This is a genomic window from Acinetobacter sp. YH01009, assembly GCF_013420765.1.
Taxonomy (GTDB): Bacteria; Pseudomonadota; Gammaproteobacteria; order Pseudomonadales; family Moraxellaceae; genus Acinetobacter; species Acinetobacter amyesii.
In genome coordinates this window covers 88391-105053 of the sequence record NZ_VOYE01000014.1, presented here as the reverse complement: position 1 = coordinate 105053, position 16663 = coordinate 88391, and the positions used below count along the sequence as shown (strand labels likewise).

Below are 16663 nucleotides of genomic sequence, written 5' to 3'. Positions count from 1 at the left end.
TAGCAATGATGATATGGACTGGTATATGTATAAAATCAGACATTTAGTTGAAAATGCATTTTGTAGATTAAAACAATTTAGAGGAATTGCCACAAGATACGATAAGCTAAAACGTAACTATCAAAGCACTGTTGCTTTAGCTTGTATATTTATATGGTTGCCTCTTTAGCTCAATTTATCGGCTGTAAATGTCAACACACCCTAGTTTTTTTGATCAATACTGATGCTAAAATGTGCTTTTATGGCGCAATCAATTGCTGAAAAAGCATTTTCATGCCTTCACTGGCGCCTGCTTTAATCAATTGATATTGCTCAGGTACACGTTGATAATCTGCTTTCGGATCGATATAAAATGCACGGCAGTTGGCAGGGATTTCGTGAATCAATCTAGCCACAGGATAGACAGCCAGACTCGTGCCAATCACAATAAAAATATCTGCCGTTTGCACACTCACACTGGCATCTTCATAGGCAGGAACTGCTTCGCCAAACCAGACCACATGTGGCCGTAAAGGATATCCCTCAGGGCATTTGTCGGTGTCTAAGTTTAAATCTGCACCTTCAATGGGAAACAATTCCTGCGTATATTGCGCCTGAGGGCCAGAGCTTTTTGCGTAACGAATATTTCCATGCAGATGTAGTACATTTTGACTGCCTGCACGTTCATGTAGATCATCAATATTTTGAGTAATGACTTGTACATCAAAAAAATCATCGAGTTCAGCAATTAATTTATGCGCTGCATTTGGCTCTGCGGCTAAAATATGTTTACGGCGTTCATTATAAAAACGCTGTACTAAAGCGGGATCGCGTGCCCAAGCTTCAGGTGTGGCCACATCTTCAATACGATGCTGTTCCCAAAGACCATCACTGTCACGGAAGGTATTGATGCCGCTTTCTGCGCTCATGCCAGCACCTGAAAACACCACAATTTTTTGCATAGATATTTAGCCTTATATTTTAATTGATGAGTCCAATGCGTACGGTTGCATGTATTGAATGGATGATTCAGCGAATTTACTGTACTCAAAATATAGCGATTACTTCAACTTAGTTGATGCAATTCTTGTAGCACCCAATCGACAAATTTTTGTATTTGTGGTGAGCTGTCTTGGCTCGAGTGGACTAAATAATATTTTCGGCTACCGTGCAGTTTTTTATTTGATGCAATCACCAATTCTTTTTTTCTCAGTTCAGCTTCAATCAGCATTTGTGGAATAAGTGCCATACCCATGCCATGACTGGCTGCCACAGAAAGCATGGAAAATAATTCATGTCGCTGACCATCAAATGGTTTGGGATGCTGAAGCTGATGGGCTTGAAACCATTCTTGCCAAATACTTGGACGGGTGGTTTGCTGTAATAAGGGCAATTGAAGCAATTCTTCATCGCTTAAATTAAAACTGTGATCACCGGTCATTTCCGCATGGGGAAAGTTGCTTTTAATCAATTTGGGGGAACAAACGGGAACCACTTCTTCATCCATTAAATAATGCGCTTGAATGCCCGGCCAATGCTCAATTTGCTGCTGAGTTCCTGCAAAAATCGCCGCGTCAAAGACATTTTCATTAAACAAAAAAGGTTTGGTACTGGTTTCTAAATGCACGGTAATTTCAGGATGCTGCGCATTTAATTTATGTAATTTTGGCAACAGCCAACGTGTGGCAAAGGTTGGCACAACACCAAGCTTTAAAGTACCGCCCAATCCTTTGTGCGTCATGATATCTGAAGTGCTTTTTTCGATGCCTTGCAAAAATGGTTTAATACTTTTTGCATATTGCTTGCCAGCTTCTGTGAGGTCTACACCGTGACGTGTACGGCTAAATAGCATGACCCCTAAATATTCTTCAAGCTGTTGAATTTGGCGCGACACGGCACTTTGCGTAATAAATAACTCTTGAGAAGCATGCGTATAACTTGCGTGTTTCGCAGCAGATTCAAAGCAGATTAAGCTTTGCAATGACGGAATATTGCGCCGCATAGATAAAGTCCTTTTTATCGATAGGTATCACAAAATGGCATATAAGAATGATTTTCATATACCACTATAGTCTATAAATAAAGCAATCCGCAGTTCAAATCGGTGGCTAAAGTGCTTAACACGCTGTGAGCCAAGCTTAGGTATGCGAAAGGCGCATATCTACATGCAAATTAATCGTTTGAATGAATCACTTTTCACACATAGCATCGAATAAAACAACGAAAACTTGAAAAAGCAGAGGATGCGATGAATCAAATGGTCAATGTAAAAAAAGCAAAAGTACAATTTAACTGGCAAGACCCGTTTCTTTTGGAACAGCAATTAACTGAAGAAGAACGCATGATCCGTGATACTGCACATGCTTACTGCCAAGAGCGTTTACAGCCACGTGTACTCGAACAATTTCGCCATGAAAAAACCGATGCATCTATTTTCCGAGAAATGGGCGAACTTGGCTTACTTGGCCCAACGATTCCAGTGCAATACGGCGGCGCAGGTCTAAACTATGTTAGCTATGGATTAGTTGCACGTGAAATTGAATATGTAGATTCTGGCTACCGCTCTATGGCCAGCGTGCAAAGTTCTTTGGTGATGGTGCCAATTAATGAATTTGGCTCTGAAGAGCAAAAACAGAAATACCTGCCAAAGTTGGCAACAGGCGAGTACATTGGCTGTTTCGGCCTGACTGAGCCTGATCATGGCTCTGACCCGGGTAGCATGATTACTCGTGCAAAAAAAGTGGATGGTGGTTACCGTCTAACGGGCGCAAAAATGTGGATTACCAACAGCCCAATTGCCGATGTTTTTGTAGTTTGGGCGAAAGAGGTTTCGGCTGAAGGCAATGTGGGTGACATTCGTGGTTTTATTTTGGAAAAAGGCTGGGAAGGGCTATCAGCACCAGCGATTCACGGTAAAGTTGGCTTACGCGCCTCGATTACTGGTGAAATTGTCATGGACAATGTCTTTGTCCCTGAAGAGAACGCTTTTCCAGAAGTACGTGGTTTAAAAGGTCCATTTACCTGTCTAAACAGTGCACGTTATGGTATCGCTTGGGGCGCAATGGGTGCTGCTGAGTTCTGCTGGCATACAGCACATCAATACACCATGGACCGTAAACAGTTTGGCCGACCTTTAGCTGCGAATCAGCTGATTCAAAAGAAACTGGCGGATATGCAAACTGAGATTGCCTTGGGTCTACAAGTTGCGCTTCGCTTTGGACGTATGAAAGACGAAGGTTTAGCTGCTGTAGAAGGCACATCACTGATTAAACGTAATAACTGTGGCAAGGCTTTAGATATTGCCCGTGTAGCGCGTGACATGATGGGTGGAAATGGCATTTCTGATGAGTTTGGTGTTGCCCGCCATTTGGTCAACCTCGAAGTCGTCAACACTTATGAAGGCACACATGATGTACATGCACTGATTCTAGGTCGTGCGCAAACAGGCATCGCGGCTTTTGGTAACTAATTGAATTCAATATTAATAAGGTGCTCTACATAGAGTGCCTTAGAGACTTTTTATGCAAAAATAAACTTAATCAATAAAGGATTCATCGTGAAACACTCTTGTAACTCTGTGCAATAGCCTGAGCAGTGATGAAATAAAAAGAATAAAAAAGGCAAATGTGCAGACATAGGAATGCCGATGACTCATTTGGGAAAATGAGGAACAAGGAAATGAATAACGAAATGCAAAACGGAGCAGGAACGCTCAAATTGCCTTCTAACGTGGGCACGATGCATCGTATTACCAGCAACACTTGGAAAATGGCCTTTATTTTTGCCTTTATTTCATTGGTGATTGATGGTGTAGACATTATGTTGCTGTCATTCAGCCTCACCAGTTTAAAGGCTGAGTTTGGTTTAAGTACATTTCAAGCAGGAATGCTTGGTAGCTCTTCTTTAGCAGGGATGGCGCTAGGTGGTATTTCTGGTGGATGGGCGTGCGATAAATTTGGTCGTGTGAAAACTATTGCTTGGTCAGTAGTATTTTTCTCAATCATGACCTGTATTTTAGGCTTTACCCAAAGCTATGAACAATTTTTAATTTTACGTTTTATTGGCGCTTTTGGTTTGGGTTCACTTTATATGGCGTGTAATACGCTCATGGCAGAATATGTACCAACCAAATACCGCACAACGGTACTTGGGACTTTGCAAACGGGTCAAACCGTGGGGTATATCGTTGCAACGCTGATGGCGGGTGCCATTATTCCAGATCACGGCTGGCGCATGCTATTTTATGTCACGATTATTCCTGCTGCTTTTGCCCTTATCTTTATGCGTTTTGTTCCTGAACCAAAATCTTGGCAGGAAGCAAAAATTGAGCAGCTAAAACGCCGTGAATTAAAACTTGAACCTGTACAGCAGCAAGCTGCAGTCAATCAAAATGCACCTTCTGAAAGCATTTATAAACGTATTTTTGGACATACCAATCATCGCAAAATGTTCTTCTTTTGGATGTCGACCGCTGCATTTCTACAATTCGGTTATTACGGTGTTAACAACTGGATGCCAACGTATCTAGAAACCGAACTCAGCATGAACTTTAAAGCCATGACAGGCTATATGGTAGGCGCATATACCGCCATGATTCTGGGTAAAATTTTAGCAGGCTATGCCGCTGACAAGTTCGGACGTCGTATTACCTTTGTGTTTGGTACGGTAGCTACGGCAGCATTCTTACCGATCATCATTTTCTATAACACACCAACCAACATCGCCTATTTACTCGTAACTTTCGGTTTCTTATACGGTATTCCATACGGTGTAAATGCAACGTATATGGCAGAAAGTTTCTCTACGGATGTACGTGGTACGGCTATTGGCGGTGCTTACAATATGGGACGTTTGGGCGCAGCCATAGCACCAGCAACCATTGGTATGATTGCTGCTGGCGGATCGTTCACCATGGCCTTTATTGTAATGGGTACTGCGTACTTTATTGCAGGTGTTATTCCGGGCTTGTTCATTCGTGAACGTCAATATGATCCCCAGCAAGCATCACTTTCTTCAGATGCGGAAAAAGAAAAACTGGCCAGTTTAGATATACATGTAGCTGATGCAGAGCAAAAAGCGTCTGCAAAAACTGCAACAGTAAAATAATTAAAAGATCTGTGCCATAGCTCAATACTATGGCACATCTGGAGTGAACTATGGGTGCATTAAAAGGAATTCGTGTATTGGACTTAAGCCGTGTTTTGGCAGGTCCTTGGTGCGGTCAAATATTGGCTGATTTAGGTGCAGAGGTAATCAAAATTGAGCGTCCTAAAGTCGGGGATGATACCCGTATGTGGGGACCACCTTGGATGCCAAATCAGCAAGGTCAAGCGACGAAAGAATCAGGCTATTACCAATGTGCGAACCGCAATAAATATTCTGTAGCCATTGATATTGCTAGTGAAGAAGGGCAAACCCTAGTCCGTGAAATTGCCCAAACTGCAGATGTCGTGATTGAAAACTACAAAGCAGGTTCACTTGCAAAATATGGTTTGGATTATGCATCGCTCAGTGCACTAAATCCCAATATCGTATATTGCTCAATTACAGGTTTTGGTCAGGATGGTCCACGTGCGGAAGAACCGGGCTATGACTTTATTATTCAAGGCATGTCAGGTCTGATGAGTATTACTGGTGAATCTGATGATGTAATCGGTGGCGGAGCACAAAAGGTGGGGGTCGCTGTGGTCGATATTCAGACCGGACTGTACTCAACGATTGCCATTCAGGCGGCATTGTTGGCGCGACAGCATACTGGACGCGGTCAATATATCGATATGTCATTACTCGATGTACAGGTGGCAGCTTTAGCCAATCAAGGTATGAACTATTTGACCTCAGGTAAAGCACCCAAGCGTATGGGAAATAATCACCCGAATATTGTGCCGTATCAAACTTTTAAAGCCAAAGATAAAGAATTTATTATTGCCTGTGGTAACGACAAACAATTTAAAGATTTGTGTATTGCGATTGGCTATAAAGAACTGCTAGATCAGCCGAACTATTTACGTAATCAAGATCGAGTGAAGCACCGTGAAGAATTAATTCCATTATTGAGTGCTTATTTTCTGACTCAAGATGCTCAAGTTTGGGTCGATGCGATTCATGCGGTAAAAGTGCCAGTGGGTGTAATCAACTCTGTAGAAGATGCATTAAATGAACCGCAAATTCAACATCGTCAAATGGTTGTGAATATTCCACATGCTTTAAATCATGATTTTAAAGTGATTGGATCACCGATGAAATTATCTGATACGCCTGTAGAATACCGTCATGCACCACCACAGTTAGGGCAGCACACAATCGAAATTTTGTCCCAATTTAAAACTGAAGCTGAATTAAATGAATTGGCTGCACAAGGCATCATTGATCAACTCAATCATCCTGCAGCTTAAAATTCCCAGAGATTATTCTTCAAACTATTCGTCAATATCTGGTCGTAAACACCTATGAGGAATGAGTGAAGTTAAAAGTTTAGACCGAAGGACTCCAATACTTCGGTCTTTTTTCAATTTGGATATTCATCTATGGAATATTTTTAATATTAACCTTCTTGATGAAGTATAATTTTTAACCAAAGCTTGGGCCTGCAATACGGTCTTTTTTTTTCGTATGAAAGAGATGTCCATACTTTTGTGCCTTGATATTTTTTCTTTAAGCTATAACTTTCAAATTCTGGATTATACACAACCCAATTTCCGCAATGCTGCACGCAATAATCATTTATATACCAATTTTTGATATCTAGTAATTGCACAGAAAGATCTCGATACCACCTCCATTGGCGAGAGTATAAGTCTTTATATCCTTAATACGCTGAGTTGTAACATCTGCATTAGAAATCGTAGAACTAAAGCCAATGATTAAACTAGAAAGCAATATTGATCCGTTTTTTATATAGATGAATCATTCTTCTAATTGTCCATTTATTTTAAGAACGGACATTAAATCAAAGCCTTCAAACGAAATAAAGCCCTGCACAATGGCAAGGCTCTATTTTAATAACATTACATTGAATTTGTTCAGCTGCTTATTATTGCTGTATAAAATTCTGCAAAGCCTGATTAAATGCATCAGGCTGTTCAATGTTTGAAATATGCGATGCATTAATTTCAAATAATTGGCTATTTGCGATGCGTTCTTGCATGAATTGACCATCTACAACTGTAGTTACAGGGTCTTGTTGACCTGCAATAATCAATACCGGTATGCGAATAGACGAGATTTCATTGCGCAAATCCGCTTTAGCCAAAGCTTCACAACAACTTGCATAACCTTCTGGGCTGCCAGCTCCGAGGTCGTTACTCAAAGATTGTACAGTTGCTGTGTTACTTTGGATAAAGGGTTCTGTAAACCATCGTGATGCTGCCGTTTCTGCAATTGGTTCCAGACCTTGTTGACGGACTAATTGCGCACGTTCATTCCAAGCTGATTCTTGCCCAATTTTTGCAGCGGTATTGCATACAATGACATGGTTAAAGCGTTCAGGATGATGTATTGCAAGCCATTGACCTGTTAAACCACCCATCGATATTCCACAAAATGAGGCCTGTTGAATATTTAAATGATCCAATAAATGGATGACATCTGTACCCAATTGATCAAGGCTATAAGGCCCTTGAGGGGCAGAAGATGCACCATGACCACGTGTATCATAACAAATGACAAAATAATCCTGCTGCAGCGCCTCTATCTGAGGCTGCCACATGTTGAACTTTGTGCCTAAAGAATTAGAAAACACAATCGTAGGTTTGTTGGTATCACCAAAAGTTGCGTAATTAATCGTTGCATCATTGGATATGAATGTAGGCATGTTTTGAATCCTTAATTTTAAAAATCCCCCCTAAATCCCCCTATGAGAAGGAGGACTTTTATTGAGGATTAAACACGTTCAATAATCAAAGCGATGCCTTGACCGACACCAATGCACATCGAACAGAGGGCATATTGACCTGAAATTGCCTCAAGTTGATTTAACGCAGTCGTCACTAAACGGGCTCCAGATGCACCTAAAGGATGCCCCAAAGCAATAGCGCCACCGTTTGGATTGACATGTTTAGCGCCATCTTCTAAACCTAGTTCACGGGTAACCGCTAAGGCTTGAGCCGCAAAAGCTTCATTCAGCTCGATCACATCCATTTGTTCAAGGCTTAGACCTGTTTGAGCTAATAGCTTTTTGATGGCAGGCGCAGGACCAAAGCCCATGATTTTGGGTTCAACACCCACCACCGTTGCCGCAATAATTTTGGCCCGTGGCTTTAACTTAAATTTGTTAACAGCATTATCTGAAGCAATCAGTAGTGCAGCTGCACCATCATTGATCCCTGAAGCATTGCCCGCAGTTACCGTCCCATCTGCTTTCACCACAGGTTTGAGTTTTGCTAAGCCTTCTGCTGTCGTCGATGCACGTGGATGCTCATCTGTATCGACTATCAGTGGGTCGCCTTTACGCTGTGGAATGACGACAGGGATGATTTCTTTCTCAAAAAAACCATTGGCCTGTGCAGCGGCTGTACGGCGCTGACTTTCTAAGGCAAAAGCATCTTGATCAGCACGGTTAATATTGAATTGTTCTGCCACATTTTCAGCGGTTTGAGGCATGGTTTCCACGCCATACATTTGTTTGAGTATTGGATTGATAAAACGCCAGCCCATGGTGGTGTCTTCAATCTTTTGGCTGCGTCCATAAGCACTTTCCGATTTACCCATAACAAAGGGCGCACGGGACATACTTTCAACACCGCCAGCAATAATTAAGTCTGCTTCATTTGCTTTAATTGCACGGGCTGCCATCGCAATTGCATCAAGTGATGAACCACAAAGTCGGTTCACAGTTGTAGCAGGAACTTGAAAAGGTACACCTGCGAGTAGCGACGACATTCGTGCAACATTACGGTTATCTTCACCGGCTTGGTTCGCACAGCCGTAAATCACGTCATCAACAGACTCCCAAGCAATACTTGGATTTCGCTGCATCAGTGCCTTGATAGGTAAGGCACCTAGGTCATCGGTACGTACTGCTGCTAAACCGCCCGCATAGCGACCGAAAGGGGTACGGATTGCATCAATAATATAGGCATTTTTCATTTTATAAATCCTAAAAAACTCAGCTCCTCCCTTTTAACGGGAGGTTGGGAGGGATTTACAGGAAGTTAATTTTTTAAATTAATCCTCCCTAAATCCCTCCTTTAATCAAGGAGGGACTTTTTGCTTTATGCTGTCGTATCTATCAGCTTTGCACCGGTCATTGACTGTAATTCGTCAAAGCTCAAGCCCTCGACTTTTTCAATCACTTTCAAACCTTCAACCGTCACATCAATGACGCACAGATCTGTGTAAATACGATCGACACATTGCAGGCCTGTCGCAGGGTATGACAATTCAGCGACAATTTTCGGTTCACCTTTTTTGGTCACATGGTCTGTAGTAATAAAGACTTTTTTCGCCCCAACAGCCAAATCCATTGCGCCACCTACAGCAGGAATCGCATCAGGCGCGCCAGTATGCCAATTTGCTAAGTCACCATTTTGGGCAATCTGAAAAGCGCCTAGTACTGCAATATCTAAATGACCGCCACGCATCATGGCAAAAGAGTCTCCATGGTGAAAAAAGCAGCCACCCGTCTGCATAGTGACAAACTCTTTTCCTGCATTAATTAATTCAGGGTCTTCTTCGCCTTTAGCCGGAGGAGGACCAAAAGCCAAAAGGCCATTTTCTGAATGTAGAAAAACATCTTTGTCCGTTGGTAAATAATTTGAAATTTTGGTGGGTAAGCCAATGCCTAAATTGACATAAGCGCCATCTGGAATATCTTGTGCAACACGTTCTGCAATTTGATCACGGGTTAATTTGGTATAGCTCATGGTTCTTTCCTCACGTGATTTATGCAGATTGCTCAAGCTGTGCAGGTTGAACAGCCACAACATGTTGTACAAAAATGCCAGGGGTAATAATGTGCTCTGGGTCCAATGCACCAAGTTCAACAACTTCAGAAACTTGTGCAATTGTCACATCTGCCGCCATGGCCATAATGGGGCCAAAGTTACGCGCTGATTTGTTGTAAACCAAGTTCCCCCAGCGGTCGCCCTGATGTGCTTTGATTAAAGCAAAATCGGCCTTAATTGGATTTTCGAGAACAAAATCTTTACCTTCATAATTGAGGGTAGGTTTGCCTTCTGCCAACAATGTACCGAAACCTGTTGGTGTATAAATTGGACCCAGACCCATACCTGCCGCTTGAATACGGCAAGCCAAGTTACCTTGTGGTACAAGCTCAAGTTCTATCTTTCCTGCACGGTATAATTCATCGAACACCCAAGAGTCCGATTGGCGAGGGAAAGAACAGATCATTTTACGGACAGCACCAGCTTTGAGTAATTTAGCCAGTCCATAGTCACCATTACCTGCATTGTTATTGACGATGATTAGGTCTTTGATCCCAAGTTCTATCAGTCCATCAATCAGTTCAGCAGGCTGACCAGCCGTACCGAAGCCGCCGATCATAATGGTTGATCCATCCTTAATTTGAGACAGTGCTTCTGTTAAGGAAGCGGTACTTTTATCAATCATGCTACGATCCTTCATCAAGAACGATAAAACTATTTACCTGACTAACCACTTCAGCTATACAAGGCAGATAATCTTTTATTTCAAATGTTTACTAACTTAAAAAGCAGATAAATGGATTTCAATCATGTGTTACACAATTGGAATCCAATCACATCAGCTGTCATCACTACGAATAGAAGAGGGATGACGATTTAAAGCCATGACTTCAATATTCATATACGGGTAAAGGGGCAATCCTTGTAAAATGTTGTGTAGCTCTTCATTGCTTTCAACATCAAAAATACTGATATTTGAATATTGACCAGTAATGCGCCAGATATGACGCCATTTGCCTTGACGTTGTAGATCTTGTGAATAAGCCTTTTCTACAGCTTTAATTTCATTGGCTTTTTCGACTGGCATATCTAATGGAATATTGACATCCATGCGTACTTGGAAAAGCATTTCTCACTCCTAGCTAAATGTTATTTGCGACGTAAGTCATCAATTTTGTTTTCATCAATTTCAATCCCTAAACCCGCTGTGGTCGGAATCTTGAGTTCGAAATCTTGATATTGAAGTGGGGTTTTTAAAATTTCTTCAGTTAGCAGCAATGGACCAAAAAGCTCTGTGCCATAAGCTAAATTGTCAAATGTAGAAAATGCATGTGCCGATGCAATAGTGCCCACAGGGCCTTCAAGCATGGTTCCACCATATAAATCGATACCCGCAAGTTTGGCGATTTTAGAAACCTCACAGCCTTCGATTAAACCGCCAGACTGTGCAACTTTGACTGCAAAAACAGAGGCAGAATTCTGCCGCGCAAGTTGATATGCCGTTTGCGGCCCCATCAGTGATTCATCTGCCATAATGGCAATATCAAAACGACGAGTTAAACGGCGCATCGCGTCAATGTTATCGATCGCACAAGGCTGCTCAATCAGATCAACACCACCATCTTGTAACAATTGAATGCCTTTAATGGCATCTAGTTCAGACCATGCACGGTTGACATCCACACGAATAGAAATGTCCGAACCTAACGCTTTTTTTATGGCTAATACATGCTCAACATCAGCTTCAACGGGGCGTGAACCGATTTTAAGTTTGAAAATATTATGTCGTTTTGCCGCAATCATTTTTTGTGCTTCGGCAATGTCTTTTTCTGTATTGCCAGACGCAAGTACCCAAAGAACAGGTAAGCTGTCACGTAAGCGCCCGCCCAATACTTCGCTTAAAGGCAGATTTAAACGCTGCGCCAAAATATCGAGTAGCGCCGTTTGAATGGCACATTTAGCAAAGCGATTGCCGTTAATATTACGTTTAATGGCTTGCATGGTTTGAGCAACATTCAAACCAGTGAGGGTTTTCAGTAAAGGACTAAAATAAGTTTCAATATTGGTACGAATGCTTTCAGGGCTTTCTTCACCATAGCCTAGACCGCCAATCGTCGTCGCTTCACCCCAACCGATATAACCATCTTCGGTGGTGATTTTAATCAAAACAAGGGTTTGCGTTTGCATGGTTGCAACAGCCATCTTGTGCGGACGGATTGTTGGGATTTCCACGAGCAGGGTTTCAATCGACTTATACATCTTGCGTATTTCTTATCTATCCAACTATTTATATACCCTAATTTAATGTAATATCTTTAACTAGAGCGATTTTGGTATTTTTAGATACTTAAAAGGTATATAAATGGAATTAAGGCACTTACGTTACTTTGTCACCGTGGTTGAAGAGCAAAGTATTACCAAGGCAGCAGAAAAATTATGTATTGCTCAGCCACCTTTGAGCCGCCAAATTCAAAAACTTGAAGAAGAGCTGGGGATTACGTTGTTTGAGCGTGGTTCTAGACCCGTGAAAACCACAGAAGCAGGTATGTTTTTTTATGAGCATGCTGTGCAAATATTGACGCATACCGCCCAGGCCACAACCATGGCACAGCGAATTAATGCCGTCGATAAAACTGTCCGCATTGGTTATGTCAGTTCGCTTTTATACGCATTATTGCCGCAAATTATTTATTTATTTCGACAACGTAACCCAGATATTCATGTTGAACTCATAGAATGTGGCACACGCGACCAGATTGAAGCCTTAAAAACCGGTCGAATTGATATTGGTTTTGGACGACTTCGATTAACTGATCCGTCCATTAAACGTATTTTATTAAGAAAAGAAGCGCTACGTTTAGCTATTCATAAAAATCATCATTTGGCTGAATTTAAAGACAAAGGCATTTATCTTTCTCAAATTTTAGATGAACCCATTTTTGCCTATCCAACGACACCGAAACCGAATTTTTCCACGCTCATTCAATCGATATTTACCGAATTAGGACTTGTACCTAAACTTTTAACCGAAGTGCGTGAAATTCATATGGCTTTGGGCTTAGTGGCGTCGGGAGAGGGCATTTCCTTGATTCCTGAAAGTGCCAGTGATATTGGCATGAAAAATTTGATGTACATCCCAATCTTAGATTTGGAAGCCTATAGTCCAATCTCTTTGTCGGTACGCAATATGGATCATAGTAATTACATTCCAAAGATACTGGATTGCATTCGTGAAGTCTTCGTTGAAGAAAATATCGACTTACGCGCTATCGATGCAGATGCATAACTAAATTAAGGTTTCATGATCAATGCTGCATAAGATCCGCTGTTCAATGATAGAGTCTTATGGAACATCAACAAATTTAGCCCAAAGCATCCTGATAAATACAAGATTGTGCTATTTCAAAAACCTTTTCATCTTCAATATTTAATTGATCGTATTGCTGCATTTTTTGAATCATCCATTCAAAGTCTGAAGTTTGTGGCGCTTGGGTCTTGCCAAAATTTTGAATGATGCTTTTGATCCGATGAAAAGCCTCGACGTGAATCTGCTCAGAACAATCAAAACGGATGATGTGATATTGCTTTAACAAAGAAAATATTTCTGAGAAATGTGTTTGTTGAAGTAGATCGTTTTGTGCTTTTTGGATGGCAAGATTGATCGCCTTTAAGGTATTGGGATGTTTTTCTGCCCAATCATGAGTAAAAGCCAAAACCTTATCTGGTATAGGCTCAATAATATCTTGGCTATTGACGATGATACGACTATAGCCTTGTATTTCAGATTGCGTATTCCACGGCTCTCCGACACAGAATCCATCAATTCGTTGCGTTGATATTGCTTCCACCATATAAGGCGGTGGTAGAGTTGAAAAGGTCTGCGTTTGAGCGAGTTCTGTGTCGGCAAGTGCCAACCATTCTCTTAAAATATAATGATGAATCGAATGCTGAAAAACATGCGCCAACTGAATCTTTTGATTCTGCTTTATCGCAGATACGATTTTCTCTGCTGAATTAATTGGTAGATCTAATGCATGGATCTTTAATTCATAGTAGAGCTTTTGACTCAGACTAATATAAGCGCAATTGGTACTGAGCGTTAGTGAGGTTTGTAAGGGGATGCCGAGATGGTCTTTGCCCGTCACAGACGCAGGCAGCATGGCCGATAAACAGTGTGCTGCATCTAAAAAACCAAAAGCCAGACGGTCGCGTAAACTTGCCCAAGATGGTTCTTGAGTCAGTGAGACATTCAACCCTTGTTCCTTAAAATACCCTTGATGTTCTGCCCAGAGCAAAGCAACACAGTCAAGTAAAGGAATATAGCCCAATTGAATATCAGTTTTTTCAAGCTTTTGCATGGTTTATTCCTTAAATTGAGACTGTAACAGCGCTTGCGCATCAAGCAGTCGGCGCGCCATTTCACCCATCGTCATACGGTGACTCATGGCATTTTTTCTCAGCAAATTAAATGCTTGATCTTCGGTTAAACCATGCATTTGTATTAAAAGCACTTTGGCTTTTTCAATATCTTTTCGATCGGCCAATTTGCACTTGGTTTCAGCCAAATCATTCAGCAGTTTTTTATGCTTTTTATATTGTTCAATCGAAATTTCTAAAATGCTATTCAAACGTGCAGGGTCAATACCATCGACAATATATGCCGTGACACCCGCATCAATCGCGCTTCGGATGATTTCAAGACTCGAATTTTTAGTGAACAGAACAGTCGGTAAGTCAAATTGGCTGACACAGCTTTCAATGACATCGCGATGTGGATGATCCATATCCAATAAAATCACATCTGCCTGAATATTTTGCAGATATGACATATTTAAATGATCAATCATGAAACTGGCGACCACATCAAAGTCATGTTGAATTAATGAGGCTTGAATAAATTCAGCGCGTTCTTGATCATCATCAATTAGGGCTATTTTTAGTTTTGGCATGCAAACGCTCAGACAGAGCCAAACAAATACGTATTGAGTTTTCTAAGCAATTTAAATGCCAAATTTTAAGACAATACAAAATATAAATCTGCTTCTAAATTTTAGCTTGGTTATATGCACATTTTAAAATTGAACCATTTCCGTGCACTGATCTTGTGCAGGGCTGAACCACGTTTGAACATTCAGCCGCATCTCTATAGGCATATTGACTATCTATTTACCTTAATTCGCTTATTTTCGGATAGATCGGCGCTCAATGCTTAAATATAGAGATGAAATTTACGATTGAAATAAAAACTTGGCACGTATCGTGCTTAATACTTATTGAGTCAAAGAAGACTCTAAAAATTTGTTAGACGGCCAACGACGTCCGTTCTGATCGACTCTGTTATGTGTTAGCGACATAACCGAGTAATTCATGCGTTCAGTTCAGTCAGGAGAAGGTTATGTCTTCAAATTTAAATGCCAAAAAAGCCACAAAAATAAGTCTATTTAATTTTTCTTCAGCAGCAATGCGGGCCTTCCACATGAGTTGGCTCGCATTCTTTGTTTGCTTCTTTGCATGGTTTGCCTGTGCACCGTTGATGCCAGTGATTGCTGGCGAATTTCACCTCACGAAAGATCAAATTGCCAATATTAATATTGCCGCTGTTGCGATCACGATTTTAGTCCGTCTGATCGTTGGTCCTTTATGTGATAAATATGGCCCGCGTAAAACCTATACAGCTTTATTAATCATCGGCAGTATTCCAGTCTTTGGTGTCGCTTCTGCGAGCAGCTATGAATCCTTTCTTTTCTTCCGCTTGCTGATCGGCGCGATTGGCGCAAGCTTCGTCATCACTCAATACCATACAAGCATTATGTTTGCGCCTAATGTTGTGGGTACAGCCAATGCTGCAACAGCAGGTTGGGGCAATGCAGGCGGCGGTGCAACTCAAGCCCTTATGCCTTTACTGCTTGGCGCACTCGTTATGTTTGGTGTAGAGCAAGCGATGGGCTGGCGTATTGCGCTGATTGTACCCGGTGTGATGATGCTGATTGTTGGTGCGCTTTACTGGAAGTTCACACAAGACTGTCCGCAAGGCAACTTTAAAGAACTTCGCGAACAAGGCATCAGTGTTGGCAGTGACAAAAAAGGCGGCTTGGCAATTCTAATGCATGCAGCACGCAATTACCGTGTATGGATTCTATTTGGCGCTTACGCAGCTTGTTTCGGTATTGAAATCTTTATTCACAACATTGTAGCAATGTACTACGTCGACCATTTCAGCTTTGGATTAAAAGAGGCGGGTATGGCAGCAGGTATCTTTGGTTTGCTTGCATTGTTTGCTCGTGCGCTTGGCGGCATTGTTTCGGACAAAGTAGCGACTAAAAAAGGCTTAGATGGCCGTACCAAAGTGTTATTTGCCATGATTCTGCTAGAAGGCTTATTCCTGATTGTCTTCTCACAAATGAATACTGCAGTGCTTGCAATCCTTGCAATGACAGTCTTTGCGCTCTTCACACATATGGCTTGCGGTGCTACCTATGCGCTGGTGCCATTCATTGACCGTGATGCTTTAGGCGGTGTTGCAGGCATTATCGGTGCAGGCGGTAACGTAGGTGCAGTGGCTGCAGGCTTCTTGCTTAAAGGCATGCTGGATATTCAAACCACGCTTATGGTGTTGGGCGGTCTAGTGGTTATCGCTGCAAGCTGTGTGCTGATGATCCGCTTCTCTGTAGAGCATAAAGAAAAAGAACAGCGCCTATTTGAACAAGCTGTAAATGAACGAAATTTAGCTGAAGCTCAAAACTAATACTGAAAAGTTGCCTCTAAACATCGCGATTTAGGGGCAAATAAAAAAATCTTGC

General features: G+C 41.6%; 15 protein-coding genes and 1 pseudogene. 6 read left to right on the top strand and 10 right to left on the bottom strand.

Annotation, left to right across the window (positions count from 1 at the left end; translation table 11 throughout):
* Positions 1-169: pseudogene (locus tag FTT76_RS13485) on the top strand (IS5/IS1182 family transposase); the annotation flags it as partial.
* 70 nt (positions 170-239) lie between these two features.
* Here the strand turns inward: FTT76_RS13485 and FTT76_RS13480 are convergent.
* Positions 240-941: an NAD-dependent deacylase gene (locus FTT76_RS13480; protein ID WP_180004398.1), complete on the bottom strand. Its 702-nt coding sequence runs from the start codon at positions 939-941 to the stop codon at positions 240-242.
* A gap of 104 nt (positions 942-1045) precedes the next feature.
* Positions 1046-1981, bottom strand: a complete 936-nt coding sequence (locus FTT76_RS13475) for a LysR substrate-binding domain-containing protein (protein WP_180009428.1) — start codon at positions 1979-1981, stop codon at positions 1046-1048.
* 246 nt (positions 1982-2227) lie between these two features.
* On the opposite strand from FTT76_RS13475, the gene FTT76_RS13470 reads away from it, so the two are divergent.
* From FTT76_RS13470 to FTT76_RS13460, 3 genes are all read left to right on the top strand, one after another.
* The gene (locus FTT76_RS13470; RefSeq protein WP_180009429.1) at positions 2228-3448 is read left to right on the top strand and encodes an acyl-CoA dehydrogenase; all 1221 of its coding nucleotides are present in this window, start codon (positions 2228-2230) and stop codon (positions 3446-3448) included.
* A gap of 209 nt (positions 3449-3657) precedes the next feature.
* Complete coding sequence (locus FTT76_RS13465; protein WP_180009430.1) at positions 3658-5085, top strand: MFS transporter; 1428 nt, start codon at positions 3658-3660, stop codon at positions 5083-5085.
* 50 nt (positions 5086-5135) lie between these two features.
* Positions 5136-6374, top strand: a complete 1239-nt coding sequence (locus tag FTT76_RS13460) for a CaiB/BaiF CoA-transferase family protein (protein WP_180009431.1) — start codon at positions 5136-5138, stop codon at positions 6372-6374.
* Positions 6375-7012: 638 nt separating this feature from the next.
* Here FTT76_RS13460 and pcaD read toward each other — a convergent pair.
* The 6 genes from pcaD to FTT76_RS13430 all read right to left on the bottom strand — a co-directional run bounded on the left by pcaD (position 7013) and on the right by FTT76_RS13430 (position 12122).
* Entirely contained in the window at positions 7013-7792 is a 780-nt protein-coding gene (gene pcaD, locus FTT76_RS13455; protein WP_180009432.1) for a 3-oxoadipate enol-lactonase, read from the bottom strand.
* A 68-nt stretch (positions 7793-7860) separates the two neighbouring features.
* A complete protein-coding gene (pcaF, locus tag FTT76_RS13450) occupies positions 7861-9066 on the bottom strand; it encodes a 3-oxoadipyl-CoA thiolase (RefSeq protein ID WP_180009433.1) in 1206 nt (401 codons plus the stop codon).
* A 125-nt stretch (positions 9067-9191) separates the two neighbouring features.
* On the bottom strand, positions 9192-9842 hold the full coding sequence (locus tag FTT76_RS13445; protein ID WP_180009434.1) for a 3-oxoacid CoA-transferase subunit B: 651 nt from the start codon (positions 9840-9842) through the stop codon (positions 9192-9194).
* A 19-nt stretch (positions 9843-9861) separates the two neighbouring features.
* Positions 9862-10548, bottom strand: a complete 687-nt coding sequence (locus FTT76_RS13440; RefSeq protein ID WP_078193765.1) for a 3-oxoacid CoA-transferase subunit A — start codon at positions 10546-10548, stop codon at positions 9862-9864.
* A 153-nt stretch (positions 10549-10701) separates the two neighbouring features.
* Complete coding sequence (gene catC, locus FTT76_RS13435; RefSeq protein WP_180009435.1) at positions 10702-10992, bottom strand: muconolactone Delta-isomerase; 291 nt, start codon at positions 10990-10992, stop codon at positions 10702-10704.
* A 20-nt stretch (positions 10993-11012) separates the two neighbouring features.
* The gene (locus FTT76_RS13430; RefSeq protein ID WP_180009436.1) at positions 11013-12122 is read right to left on the bottom strand and encodes a muconate/chloromuconate family cycloisomerase; all 1110 of its coding nucleotides are present in this window, start codon (positions 12120-12122) and stop codon (positions 11013-11015) included.
* 103 nt (positions 12123-12225) lie between these two features.
* Here FTT76_RS13430 and catM point away from each other — a divergent pair, with 103 nt between their 5' ends.
* Positions 12226-13149 carry a cis,cis-muconate-binding transcription regulator CatM gene (catM, locus tag FTT76_RS13425; RefSeq protein WP_180190573.1) on the top strand — a complete coding sequence of 308 codons (924 nt, stop codon included), beginning with the start codon at positions 12226-12228 and terminating at the stop codon, positions 13147-13149.
* Positions 13150-13225: 76 nt separating this feature from the next.
* On the opposite strand, the gene FTT76_RS13420 is transcribed toward catM, so the two are convergent.
* Positions 13226-14221, bottom strand: coding sequence for an ABC transporter substrate-binding protein (locus tag FTT76_RS13420; RefSeq protein WP_180190572.1), 996 nt, complete (start codon positions 14219-14221; stop codon positions 13226-13228).
* Between the two features lie 3 nt (positions 14222-14224).
* On the bottom strand, positions 14225-14812 hold the full coding sequence (locus tag FTT76_RS13415) for an ANTAR domain-containing response regulator (RefSeq protein WP_078190882.1): 588 nt from the start codon (positions 14810-14812) through the stop codon (positions 14225-14227).
* A 446-nt stretch (positions 14813-15258) separates the two neighbouring features.
* Here FTT76_RS13415 and FTT76_RS13410 point away from each other — a divergent pair, with 446 nt between their 5' ends.
* Entirely contained in the window at positions 15259-16608 is a 1350-nt protein-coding gene (locus FTT76_RS13410; RefSeq protein WP_180009439.1) for an MFS transporter, read from the top strand.
* The last annotated feature ends 55 nt before the right edge of the window (positions 16609-16663 follow it).